Raw genomic sequence first — 11,995 nt, 5'->3', positions numbered from 1 at the left:
GCGGCTATGATGGGCAACGTTTTTTTTGCTTACATTCCGGAGACATCCATGAGCAACGATCTTATCAAGCACGTCACCGACGCGACCTTTGAGGCCGAAGTACTCAAGGCTGCCGGCCCGGTGCTGGTTGACTACTGGGCCGAATGGTGCGGCCCTTGCAAAATGATCGCTCCGGTCCTGGACGACATTGCAACCACTTATGACGGCAAGTTGACCATTGCCAAGCTGAACATCGACGAGAACCAGGAAACCCCGGCCAAGCACGGCGTGCGTGGTATTCCGACGTTGATGCTGTTCAAGAACGGCAACGTCGAAGCCACTAAAGTAGGCGCGCTGTCGAAGTCCCAGCTGCAAGCTTTCCTCGACGCCAACATCTAAGCGTCGCCAAAAAAGCCCCGAAAATCTCGGGGCTTTTTCGTAAAACAGGGCTAGACGCTCCGAAATTCAGGTGGTACATTCGGCCCCGCACTGGTTTCTCCACTGCCCCCTGCAAGCCGTCGCCGACGCATTCCTTTTCGATTAGTACGCGATCCTGTCGCCTTCTCTGCGGCGCGGCCTCATTAAGCCAAAAGCTTAATTTCCCCCCTCCATAAATGATTACGTCATTCCTATATGAATCTGACTGAACTCAAGCAAAAGCCGATTACCGACCTGCTCCAACTGGCCGAAGAAATGGGCATAGAAAATATGGCCCGTTCGCGCAAGCAGGACGTGATTTTCTCCCTGCTCAAGAAGCACGCGAAAAGCGGCGAGGAAATCTCCGGTGATGGCGTGCTGGAGATTCTCCAGGACGGCTTCGGCTTCCTCCGCTCCGCAGACGCTTCCTATCTTGCCGGCCCAGACGATATCTACGTCTCGCCCAGCCAGATCCGTCGCTTCAACTTGCGCACCGGCGACACCATCGTGGGCAAGATCCGCCCTCCGAAGGAAGGCGAGCGTTACTTCGCTCTGCTCAAGGTCGACACGATCAACTTCGATCGTCCAGAGAACGCGAAAAACAAGATTCTCTTCGAGAACCTGACCCCGCTGTTCCCGACCGTGCGCATGAAGATGGAAGCCGGTAACGGTTCCACCGAAGACTTGACCGGTCGTGTGATCGACCTGTGCGCCCCCATCGGCAAGGGCCAGCGTGGCCTGATCGTTGCGCCGCCGAAAGCCGGTAAAACGATCATGCTGCAAAACATTGCAGCGAACATTGCGCGTAACAATCCTGAAGTTCACCTGATCGTGCTGTTGATCGATGAGCGTCCGGAAGAAGTGACCGAAATGCAGCGCACCGTGCGTGGCGAAGTGGTTGCCTCGACGTTCGATGAACCGCCAACCCGCCACGTGCAGGTTGCCGAAATGGTGATCGAGAAGGCCAAGCGCCTGGTCGAGCACAAGAAAGACGTGGTGATCCTGCTCGACTCCATCACCCGTCTGGCCCGTGCCTACAACACCGTGATCCCGAGCTCCGGCAAGGTGTTGACCGGTGGTGTCGATGCCCACGCCCTGGAGAAGCCAAAGCGTTTCTTCGGCGCCGCGCGGAACATCGAAGAAGGCGGCTCGCTGACCATTATCGCCACCGCGCTGGTTGAAACCGGCTCGAAGATGGACGAAGTGATCTACGAAGAGTTCAAGGGTACCGGCAACATGGAACTGCCCCTGGACCGTCGTATCGCTGAAAAGCGTGTGTTCCCGGCCATCAACATCAACCGTTCCGGCACGCGCCGCGAAGAGTTGCTGACCGCCGACGACGAACTGCAGCGCATGTGGATCCTGCGCAAGCTGCTGCACCCGATGGACGAAGTGGCCGCCATCGAGTTCCTGATCGACAAGCTGAAAACCACCAAGACCAACGACGAGTTCTTCCTGTCGATGAAGCGCAAGTAACACCGCGTTTCAGGTCCGAAAAATGGCGCCCCAAGGGGGCGCCATTTTTTTTGCGTCGAGATTCATCGGGTTTTATGGCATAAGTGTCCGTTAAGTAACAAAAATTGTACGCGCGACTACGCTCACTCCTTTCGTCACAGACTGACCACAATTCTTATGACCACTCTTGCTTACCGCAGAGACATCGATGGCCTGCGTGCCATCGCTGTCCTCGCCGTCGTGTTGTTTCACTTCGGTGTTCCTGGCCTTACCGGCGGTTTCGTTGGCGTTGACGTCTTCTTCGTTATTTCCGGTTTTCTGATCACGTCCATTATCTGGCGCGAGCGCCAGGCCGGACGCTTCAGTTTCATTGATTTCTGGGCCCGCCGCGCACGGCGCATCCTCCCGGCGCTGTTTGTAATGATTGCAGCGACACTGGCGGTGGGCTGGTTCCTGTTGGCGCCCAAGGACTATGAGGAGTTGGGGCGGTCCGCGCACTATCAGGTGACCTTTACCTCAAATTTGCTGTTCGCGCGCCAGCATGGCTACTTTGATGCGTCCTCTGACATCAAGCCGCTGCTGCATACCTGGTCGCTGGCGGTAGAAGAGCAGTTCTATATTGTCTTCCCGCTGCTGCTCACGTTGCTTTCAAGCCGCCTGAAACACTGGCGCCTGGCGCTGTTCGCGGTGTTGCTGGGCTCCTTTGGCATGAGCGTCTGGGCGGTTGAGCATGAGCCGCAAAAAGCGTTTTTCCTGCTGCACCTGCGGGCCTGGGAGTTGCTGGCCGGCGCGATGCTGGCGGTGCTGCCCAAATATGAGTGGCGCGCCTCGCCCGCCCTGGCGCAGGGGGTCAGCCTGGCCTCCCTGGCACTGATTCTGATCGCCGTATTGGGTTACGACGAAAAAACCCCTTTCCCCGGCGCGACCGCGCTATTGCCGGTGCTGGGTGTCGTCGGGCTGATCTGGGCCAACGGGCAGCAATACACCTGGGTCGGACGCCTGTTGAGTACGCGGCTGATGGTCGGGATCGGGCTGATTTCCTATTCCTGGTACCTCTGGCATTGGCCGGTGTTCGTGTACGCCAACTATGCTGCGGTGGATGGCTTGAGCACCCTGGAATTGGCCGGGTTGATGCTGCTCTCGTTGGTGCTGGGCTACTTGTCCTGGCGCTTCGTGGAAACGCCGTTCCGGGAAAAGCGCTTGTTGGCCGCCCGCAAGGCAATTCTGGCGGCAGCCGTGGTCGGCATCCTGGGGCTGGGCTTTACGGGCCTTGCGATACGCGAATTCGACGGTGTGCCATCACGGTTGTCCGAACAGGCGTTGCGTTTTGCCCAGGCGAAGAAGTGGAGCCCGGACCTGCTGGCGTGCATGGCTGACAAAGACACACCCGACGAGCGGTTGTTCTGCCACTTTGGTCCGCCAGCCCAGTCCGTCTCGGCGCTGGTATGGGGTGACAGCCATGCTACCGCGCTGATTCCGGCACTCAAAGAGGGCGCTGATCGCCACGATATCAGCTTGGTTGAAGCCAGCTTCGCGGGGTGTATTCCGTTGGATGGCCTGGAGAATATTACCCGGTGCGCGCATTTCAACCGTCGCGTCGAGAAGGCGATGGCCGAGAAAAAATTCAGCGATGTGGTGCTGGCGGCGCGCTGGAGCCTGTATGTCTATGGGCAAATGTCGGGTGACAAAGAGCATGCGCTCAAGGACCCCAGCACTGGCAAGTATGTGCGTGCTGTCGCCGAGCAGCGCTTTGCCCAGGGCCTGCGGGAGCGCATCCAGGCGCTGCGCGCCGCCGGGCATAAGGTCTGGCTGGTCAAAGAGGTGCCGCTGCAGGAAATCATCGTGCCTTACCGCCTCAGTCGCCTGGCAATGATGAACCGGCCGGTAGACGGTGAAGGGCTTGCCGTGGCCGAGCATGTGAAGCGCCAGGCCTTTATTACCCAGCTGTTTGACGAGCTGGCGGCGGCCGACAGCGGTGTCAGGGTGCTGGACCCCGCGCCCTTGCTGTGCGGCACCGACGGCTTGTGCCGGGTGGAACTCAATGGCCGCGCGCTGTACACCGACGATAACCACCTTTCCGACGTAGGCGCGCGGCACATCGAGGCCTTCCTTGAGCCGTTGTTCAGATCGCTGCAATCACGGGGGTTGACGGCCAATTAAGCTGCCAGCCGCCTCTAGAGCAGGTAGGATGTACGCCTATTTTACGGGTGGCATGGTTAATGAAATTCAAGGATCTTCGGGATTTCGTGCAGCAACTTGAGCAGCGCGGAGAGTTGAAACGTATCCAGATGCCGATTTCACCGGTACTGGAAATGACTGAGATTTGCGACCGCACCTTGCGCAACAAGGGCCCGGCGCTGCTGTTCGAGAACCCGACCGGCTTTGACATCCCGGTGCTCGGCAACCTGTTCGGCACCCCCGAACGCGTCGCCTTTGGCATGGGCGCCGAGGCGGTCAGCGAGCTGCGCGAGATCGGCAAGCTGCTGGCCTTCCTCAAGGAGCCCGAGCCGCCCAAAGGCTTGAAGGACGCCTGGTCGAAGCTGCCGATCTTTCGCAAGATCATTGCCATGGCGCCCAAGGTGGTCAAGGACGCGGTGTGCCAGGAAGTAATCATCGAAGGCGATGACGTCGACCTGGCCATGCTCCCGGTGCAGACCTGCTGGCCCGGCGATGTCGGCCCGCTGATCACCTGGGGCCTGACCGTCACCAAGGGCCCGAACAAGGACCGCCAGAACCTCGGCATCTACCGTCAGCAAGTGATCGGCCGCAATAAAGTGATTATGCGCTGGCTGAGCCACCGTGGCGGCGCCCTGGACTTTCGCGAGTGGTGTGAAAAGCATCCGGGCCAGCCGTTCCCGGTGTCCGTGGCCCTCGGCGCCGACCCTGCCACCATCCTGGGCGCCGTGACGCCAGTGCCGGACAGCCTGTCCGAATACGCCTTTGCCGGCCTGCTGCGCGGCAACCGCACCGAATTGGTGAAGTGCCGTGGTAATGACCTGCAAGTGCCAGCCACCGCCGAAATCATCCTCGAGGGTGTGATTCACCCCGGTGAGATGGCCGATGAAGGGCCTTACGGTGACCACACGGGTTATTACAACGAAGTCGACAGCTTTCCGGTGTTCACCGTCGAGCGCATCACCCATCGGATCAAACCGATCTACCACAGCACCTACACCGGCCGGCCACCAGACGAGCCGGCCATTCTCGGCGTGGCGCTGAACGAAGTGTTCGTGCCTATCCTGCAAAAGCAGTTTCCGGAAATCACCGACTTCTACCTGCCGCCGGAAGGTTGCTCGTACCGCATGGCCATCGTCACCATGAAGAAGTCGTATCCGGGCCATGCCAAGCGGGTAATGCTGGGCGTGTGGTCGTTTTTACGACAATTCATGTACACCAAGTTCGTTATCGTCACCGACGACGACATCAATGCCCGCGACTGGAATGACGTGATCTGGGCCATTACCACGCGCATGGACCCCAAGCGCGACACGGTAATGATCGACAACACGCCAATCGATTACCTCGATTTTGCCTCGCCGGTGTCGGGCCTTGGATCGAAAATGGGCCTGGATGCCACTCACAAATGGCCGGGTGAAACCACCCGCGAGTGGGGCCGGGTGATCGTCAAGGATGACGCAGTGACTGCTCGCGTCGATGCAATCTGGAAAGAATTGGGAATAGATTGATGCGTGTAACCTTGCAACCTTCCGGCGCGGTCCTGGAACTGGACCCTGGCGAACGAATTCTCGACGGCGCGCGCCGCCTGGGCTACGAATGCCCGCAGGCCTGTCGCAACGGCGTCTGCCACGTGTGCGCGGCGCTGCTGGTGGAGGGCCGGGTGCAGCAGGCGGGAGAGGTGCGTGACCATGGTGAGTTCTACACCTGCATCGCCGAGCCGTTGGAAGATTGTATTGTCTTGTGGGATGGCGTGCTGGCGCCGGGAGAGCTGCCGTTGCGCAAGTTGTCGTGCCAATTGAGCGAATGCGTGGAAGTCGGCGGCGATGTATGGCGCGTGCGCCTGCGCGCTCCGGCGGGCAAGGCCGTGCGCTACCACGCCGGGCAATACTTGATGATCGAACGTGAGAACGGCGAGAAGTCGGCGTTTTCCCTGGCCTCGGCGCCTCACTGTGGACGCGAGCTGGAACTGCACGTACTGGCCCGCGAAGACAGCGCACGCAACCTGCTGGACCAGCTCCAGCGCAATCAGATGGCCCGCATCGAACTGCCGTTCGGTGACACTCACCTGGCCCAGTTGCCGGACGGGCCGCTGGTGCTGATCGCCGCTGGCACCGGCATGGCTCAGATGCACAGCCTGATCGAGCATTGCCGGGCTTCCGGCTTCAAGCACCCGGTGCACCTGTACTGGGGCGTGCGTCGCCCAGAAGACTTCTACGAGATCGAGCACTGGGATCAGTGGCGGCAACTGCCCAACCTGTTCCTGCACAAAGTCGTCAGTGACCTGTGCGGTTGGGAAGGACGTTGCGGGTTGCTGCATGAAGCCGTGTGCGAAGACATTGCCGACCTTAAGGCCGTGCATGTGTACGCCAGTGGATCACCGGCGATGATCTACGGCACGCTGGATGCATTGGTCGACGCCGGTATGGATGCGCACCAGATGCGCGCTGACGTGTTTGCCTACGCTCCGAGGCCTTGAGCAAATCACACCATCAGGGTAAACAGCCGATCAACCTGTGGGAGTGGGCTTGCCCGCGATTGCAATGGATCGGTTTACAAATAGGTCGACTGACACAGCGCATTCGTGAGCAAACCAGCGCGCATGGCCCTTGCCCGCTCAGAATCGTAACCCCGTCGTCACCATTGCCGCATTGAACCCCAGCAGCACCACTTCCGCCGCCACTGGCCCGTAATACGCGCCCAAGGACGGAATGATCACTGGCGCCACGCCGTAACGGTTCAGTGGGATCTTGTCGCGGTATTTGCCGCGATAACCTTGGATCGCTCCGCCCGTGACCTTCAGGTACACCGGGTACTCAGCCATGTCATAGCGCTTGCCCGCATAGGCGTAGTACGAACGCTGGCGGAATGAGTTGCGAAACGTCGCCCCGCCATACACGGAACCAGAAGCGTCGTTGCGCTCCAGGCCGATCAGGTCCTGGTTATTGTTGTGCTCCGGGTCCGGCGCGAAATGCCGGGTATAGACGCTGGTCTGGGCGTACCAAAAGCCTTTGTCGTCCTCGGCAGCCAACCTTTCGCCAGCCAATGCCGCGCTGGCTTGGGCGAGGAGTAACAGGCCAGGCAATCGAAATTTCTTCATGGGGGGCGACCTCGATAGTCGGTGTAAAGGGCGGCTAAGTGGGTCGTTCTGTGCGCGCCATATTGACGGCTTGGCGTATTCCCAGGCTGAACCGGGGCTGAAAGTAGCGGATTGTTGCCCTCAATCCTGACAAGTGGACCTGCTTGCTTATGCTTTCGCTTATTCTTTAAAGGTATTTAATTTGTTACATAAATATCATTAAGCTATATCTCAACGGACTACCGATCTTCTGTCAATCACCAACACATTGACCGCCACCGCCCGCCAGCCGGACCGATCGTACGAATTCAGAGCAGTGAAGTTCTGATTCCTGATTCAAGGGGAGCGGTATGGGGAGTTACAAGAAACACGCGCTGTACTCAGCGATTTTGTCGGCCAATTTGCTGACCGCTGTGGGGTTCAATCCCGTCCTGGCAGACGAAACGCCTGCCGCCGAAGCGCCCAGGCTCGACGCTGTGATCGTTACCGGTACCCGCGCTCAGGAGCGCACTGCCAGCGCTTCGTTGTCGCCTATCGACGTGATCTCCGGCGAAACCCTGCGCAGCAACGGCTCCGACGAATTGGGCGCCGTGTTGGCGCGCCTGATTCCATCGATCAACTTTCCCCGGCCAAGCCTGGTCGATGGCGCCGAACTGGTGCGCCCGGCGCAGTTGCGCGGCCTGTCGCCGGACCAGGTGCTGGTGCTGGTTAACGGCAAGCGCCGTCACACCAGTGCCTTCGTCAATCTCGGCGGAGCGGTGGGCCGTGGTTCTGCACCGGCAGACTTGAACGCGATCCCGCTCTCGGCAGTCGACCACATCGAAGTGCTGCGTGATGGCGCCTCTGCACGTTACGGCTCCGATGCGATCGCCGGGGTGATCAACGTGATCCTCAAGCATGCCGACCATGGCGGCTCCGTCTCCACCAAGTTCGGTGAATACAAGAAGGGCGACGGAATCCAGCGCACTGTCAGTGGCAACACCGGCCTCGCATTGGGCGACAATGGCTTTATCAACCTCTCGGCCGAAGGCGCCGACAACGATTACACCAATCGCGCAGGTAATGATTACCGTCCCGGCAGCATCGGCTCTACCACCTACGGTCAGCGTGTGTTCCGTCAGGGCGAACCTGCCACCAATGAAGGCAAGTTCCAATTCAACGCCGAATATGCCTTCAACGATGCGGCCGAGTTCTACACCTTCGGCGGCTACAGCAAGCGGCGTGGCGAAACGACAGCGTTCTATCGGGCGAGCAATGCGTCCAACAATATTGCGGCGCTCAACCCTAACGGCTACCTGCCGCTGATCAAGGGTAACCTGGAAGACACCTCACTGGTGGCCGGTTTGCGTGGTCTGCTGGCTTACGACTGGCACTACGATTTGTCGGCCAACTACGGCAAGAACCAGTATGAACTGGGCACTGAAACCATCAATACGTCCCTGGGCCTGGGCACGCCGCGCAAATTCAACAACGGCACCTTGAGCAACGATCAGAAGCAAGTCAGCCTGGACCTGTCCCGGGAGTTTGACCTGGGCTTTCTGCCGTACCCGGTTTCCGTGGCGTTTGGCGGTGAATACCTGCATCAGAGCTATCAAATCGAAGCAGGGGAGCCCGCGTCCTACTACCAGACCGGCAGCTCGGGCCTCGGCGGCTTCCGCGATGCGGATGCGGGCACCAGCCCCCGGCATAACTGGGCGCAATATCTGGACCTGGAAACCAACTTCACCGAAAAACTCAGCGCCTCGGCTGCCGTGCGCCATGAGGACTACAGCGATTTTGGCTCCAACCTCAGCGGTTCGCTGTCGGCCCGTTATGACTTCACCCCGCAAGTGGCGTTGCGCGGCAGCATTTCCAACGGCTTTCGCGCGCCGTCCCTGGCTCAGCAGAATTTCGCCTATACCTCGTCGCAGTTGATCGGCAACACGATCCAGGAGGCCGGCACGTTCCCGGCTAACAGCCAGGTGGCGCGACTGCTCGGCGCCGAAGACCTCAAGGCCGAGAAGTCACGCAACTACAGCCTTGGCCTGGTGCTGGAGCCTGCCGACGACCTGACGGTGACGCTGGATGTGTATCGCATCGACATACGTGACCGCATCAGCCTGTCGTCCAACCTCGCGCTCAACCCGGCGACGGTTGCCTACCTGCAAGCCAACGGGGTCGGCAATATCAACTACACCACCGCGCGTTACTTCACCAATGCCACCGACACCAGCACCGACGGCATCGACCTGGTGGCCAACTATCGCTATCAGTTCGATAACGGTATCCGCTGGAACAGCACCGTGGGCTACAACTACAACCACACCAAAGTCACCGACGTGAAAGCCAATCCGGCGGTCCTCGACAGTCTGGGCGCCAACCTGGTGCGGGTGGACCGTCGCGAGCGCATCGGTTTGCTCGGTGACACCACACCCCAGCACAAGCTGAGCCTGGGCAACGATTTCACCTTCGGCCAGTGGGCGCTGCACAGCAACCTGGTGCGCTATGGTGAGTTCACCAGCTACCAGGCGGACAAGGTCAACGACCAGACCTTCAAGGCGGCCTGGGTGCTCGACCTGTCGGCGGATTACAAATTGAAGAACTGGACTTTCACCCTTGGTGGCGACAACGTCACCGACAAATACCCCGAGAAGGTCAATGCCTACGCCAGCAGTGGTGGCAATCTCGCCTACAGCACTTTTTCGCCGTACGGTTACAGCGGCGCGTTTTATTACGGTAAAGTCGCTTACAACTGGTAATACATAGGAGGCGCATCGCTTTTCGCCATGACCGCCATTGAAACCGATCTTTTGCAGTTGGCTTACCCTCCGCGGCTCGACTTGGGGCCGCAACTCACTCACGAACAATTGATGAGCTCGATGCAGGCCACCATGGCTCGGCACAAGGGTGGGCCGGTCTGGCTATTTGCATATGGTTCGCTGATCTGGCGCCCGGAATGTTCATCCACCGAGCGGGTGCGGGCGCGGGTCCATGGTTATCATCGGGGCTTGTACTTGTGGTCCCACGAGCACCGGGGCACGCCGGAGTTGCCGGGCTTGGTGTTCGGGCTGGATCGGGGCGGCTCGTGCAGCGGGTTTGCTTACCGCTTGCCGGAAGATCAGCTGGAGGCTTCGCTTTATGCGTTGTGGCAACGCGAAATGCCTTACCCGTCCTATCGACCGCATTGGCTCAGTTGCCGGCTGGAAGATGGCAGCCAGGTACAGGCGTTGGGGTTTGTGCTGGAGCGGCACTTGCCCAGCTATGCCGGCAACTTGCCCGATATTGTGCTCAATCATGTGCTGCAAAGCGCTTGCGGGCGTTACGGCACCACTCGTGATTATGTCGAGCAGACCGTGAACGCCCTGCGCAGCCACGCCATGCCAGATAAAAACCTGGAGGCGCGGCTCAAGCGTTGTGCAAAGGATTGCTCAGGCGGTTAACGCGCCGAGCTGACGCTGTTGGTGTGCCACAGCGTTGGGATCAGGAAGGCGATCGCCAAGACGCATGCGCCGATCAGCAGCACGAAACCACCGTCCCAGCCGAAGTGGTCCACGGTGTAGCCCATCGCCGCACTCGCGGCCACCGAACCGCCCAGGTAGCCGAACAGGCCGGTGAAACCCGCAGCCGTACCGGCGGCTTTCTTCGGTGCCAGTTCCAGCGCCTGCAGGCCGATCAGCATCACCGGGCCGTAGATCAGGAAGCCGATGGAAACCAGAGCGATCATGTCGACCGTAGGATTGCCCGGCGGGTTAAGCCAGTAAACCAGGGTCGCCACGGTCACCAGCGCCATGAACACGATGCCGGTCAGGCCGCGATTGCCACGGAAGATCTTGTCCGACATCCAGCCACACAGCAGCGTGCCCGGGATACCGGCCCACTCGTAGAAGAAATACGCCCACGACGACTTGTCGACTGTGAAATGCTTGGCTTCTTTCAAGTAGGTCGGCGCCCAGTCCAGTACGCCGTAGCGCAGCAAGTAGACGAACACGTTGGCGAACGCGATGTACCACAGCATTTTGTTGCGCAGCACGTACTTGACGAAGATTTCCTTGGCGCTGAATTCGTCTTCGTGGCTGGCGTCGTAGCCTTCCGGGTAGTCGTTCTTGTACTTTTCGATAGGCGGCAAGCCGACCGATTGCGGGGTGTCACGCATGGTGATGAAGGCAAACGCCGCCACTGCCAGCGCCACCGTGGCCGGCACGTAAAATGCCGCATGCCAGTCGTTGAACCAGGCCATGCCCAACAGGAACAGCGGGCCGATCAGGCCGCCGCCGACGTTGTGCGCCACGTTCCACACCGATACCACGCCGCCGCGTTCCTTCTGCGACCACCAGTGCACCATGGTCCGCCCACTCGGTGGCCAGCCCATGCCCTGGGCCCAACCGTTGATGAACAGCAAAATGAACATCATGGTCACGCTGGACGTTGCCCACGGCGCGAAACCGAAAATGAACATCACCCCGGCTGAAACCAGCAGGCCGAAGGGCAGGAAGTAGCGCGGGTTGGAGCGGTCGGACACCAAGCCCATGAGGAACTTGGACAGGCCGTAGGCAATCGCGATGGCCGACATCGCCAGGCCCAGTTCACCACGGGTGTAACCCTCGTCGATCAGGTAGGGCATGGCCAGGGAGAAGTTTTTGCGCAGCAGGTAGTAGCCGGCGTAACCGATGAAAATACCGGCGAAGATCTGCCAGCGCAGCCGTCGGTAGGTTGTGTCTATTTTTTCTTCAGGCAGGGGCGCCTGATGTGCGGCAGGGCGAAAGAAAGCAAACATTCAAGAGCTCCAGATTTCTTGTTTTGACTGCGGATGCGAATGTTACAGTTTCGTTACCGAAAATAGCATCGCCTCTTATCTGCAAACACAGGAAATGGGAGCAATTGCATGTTCTTTTATGAACATGTCGCGAATAG

9 protein-coding genes are annotated in these 11,995 nt (G+C 59.6%); 7 read left to right on the top strand and 2 right to left on the bottom strand.

Features of this window, described 5'->3' with window-relative positions:
- Positions 1 to 48 precede the first annotated feature (48 nt).
- From trxA to C4J91_RS26315, 5 genes are all read left to right on the top strand, one after another.
- The gene (trxA, locus tag C4J91_RS26335) at positions 49 to 378 is read left to right on the top strand and encodes a thioredoxin TrxA (protein WP_124364909.1); all 330 of its coding nucleotides are present in this window, start codon (positions 49 to 51) and stop codon (positions 376 to 378) included.
- A 234-nt stretch (positions 379 to 612) separates the two neighbouring features.
- Positions 613 to 1,872, top strand: a complete 1,260-nt coding sequence (gene rho / locus C4J91_RS26330; RefSeq protein WP_003176825.1) for a transcription termination factor Rho — start codon at positions 613 to 615, stop codon at positions 1,870 to 1,872.
- 156 nt (positions 1,873 to 2,028) lie between these two features.
- A complete protein-coding gene (locus C4J91_RS26325) occupies positions 2,029 to 4,011 on the top strand; it encodes an acyltransferase family protein (RefSeq protein ID WP_124364908.1) in 1,983 nt (660 codons plus the stop codon).
- Positions 4,012 to 4,070: 59 nt separating this feature from the next.
- Positions 4,071 to 5,537: a 4-hydroxy-3-polyprenylbenzoate decarboxylase gene (ubiD, locus tag C4J91_RS26320; protein ID WP_124364907.1), complete on the top strand. Its 1,467-nt coding sequence runs from the start codon at positions 4,071 to 4,073 to the stop codon at positions 5,535 to 5,537.
- On the top strand, positions 5,537 to 6,505 hold the full coding sequence (locus tag C4J91_RS26315; protein WP_124364906.1) for a CDP-6-deoxy-delta-3,4-glucoseen reductase: 969 nt from the start codon (positions 5,537 to 5,539) through the stop codon (positions 6,503 to 6,505). The genes ubiD and C4J91_RS26315 overlap by 1 nt, the downstream gene beginning before the upstream one ends.
- A 138-nt stretch (positions 6,506 to 6,643) precedes the next feature.
- Here C4J91_RS26315 and C4J91_RS26305 read toward each other — a convergent pair whose 3' ends face one another.
- Complete coding sequence (locus C4J91_RS26305; RefSeq protein WP_124364904.1) at positions 6,644 to 7,126, bottom strand: sn-glycerol-3-phosphate transporter; 483 nt, start codon at positions 7,124 to 7,126, stop codon at positions 6,644 to 6,646.
- A 329-nt stretch (positions 7,127 to 7,455) separates the two neighbouring features.
- On the opposite strand from C4J91_RS26305, the gene C4J91_RS26300 reads away from it, so the two are divergent.
- Together C4J91_RS26300 and C4J91_RS26295 are read left to right on the top strand one after the other, a co-directional pair.
- Positions 7,456 to 9,843, top strand: a complete 2,388-nt coding sequence (locus C4J91_RS26300; RefSeq protein WP_124364903.1) for a TonB-dependent siderophore receptor — start codon at positions 7,456 to 7,458, stop codon at positions 9,841 to 9,843.
- A 27-nt stretch (positions 9,844 to 9,870) separates the two neighbouring features.
- On the top strand, positions 9,871 to 10,524 hold the full coding sequence (locus tag C4J91_RS26295; protein ID WP_124364902.1) for a gamma-glutamylcyclotransferase: 654 nt from the start codon (positions 9,871 to 9,873) through the stop codon (positions 10,522 to 10,524).
- Here C4J91_RS26295 and glpT read toward each other — a convergent pair.
- Positions 10,521 to 11,858, bottom strand: coding sequence for a glycerol-3-phosphate transporter (gene glpT / locus C4J91_RS26290; protein WP_124364901.1), 1,338 nt, complete (start codon positions 11,856 to 11,858; stop codon positions 10,521 to 10,523). The genes C4J91_RS26295 and glpT overlap by 4 nt on opposite strands.
- Between the last annotated feature and the right edge of the window lie 137 nt (positions 11,859 to 11,995).

Origin of the sequence: Pseudomonas sp. R3-52-08 (assembly GCF_003851745.1) — a bacterium.
Taxonomy (GTDB): domain Bacteria; phylum Pseudomonadota; class Gammaproteobacteria; order Pseudomonadales; family Pseudomonadaceae; genus Aquipseudomonas.
Note: the sequence above shows the minus strand (reverse complement) of the source record. Positions and strands in the feature narration are given on the sequence as shown.

What these genes read in the sequence shown, in the direction of transcription:
- rho (WP_003176825.1), top strand. Translation starts at nt 613, where the DNA reads ATGAATCTGACTGAACTCAAGCAAAAGCCGATTACCGACCTGCTCCAA.
- C4J91_RS26305 (WP_124364904.1), bottom strand. Translation starts at nt 7,126, where the DNA reads ATGAAGAAATTTCGATTGCCTGGCCTGTTACTCCTCGCCCAAGCCAGC.
- ubiD (WP_124364907.1), top strand. Translation starts at nt 4,071, where the DNA reads ATGAAATTCAAGGATCTTCGGGATTTCGTGCAGCAACTTGAGCAGCGC.
- C4J91_RS26295 (WP_124364902.1), top strand. Translation starts at nt 9,871, where the DNA reads ATGACCGCCATTGAAACCGATCTTTTGCAGTTGGCTTACCCTCCGCGG.
- C4J91_RS26325 (WP_124364908.1), top strand. Translation starts at nt 2,029, where the DNA reads ATGACCACTCTTGCTTACCGCAGAGACATCGATGGCCTGCGTGCCATC.
- C4J91_RS26300 (WP_124364903.1), top strand. Translation starts at nt 7,456, where the DNA reads ATGGGGAGTTACAAGAAACACGCGCTGTACTCAGCGATTTTGTCGGCC.
- trxA (WP_124364909.1), top strand. Translation starts at nt 49, where the DNA reads ATGAGCAACGATCTTATCAAGCACGTCACCGACGCGACCTTTGAGGCC.
- glpT (WP_124364901.1), bottom strand. Translation starts at nt 11,858, where the DNA reads ATGTTTGCTTTCTTTCGCCCTGCCGCACATCAGGCGCCCCTGCCTGAA.
- C4J91_RS26315 (WP_124364906.1), top strand. Translation starts at nt 5,537, where the DNA reads ATGCGTGTAACCTTGCAACCTTCCGGCGCGGTCCTGGAACTGGACCCT.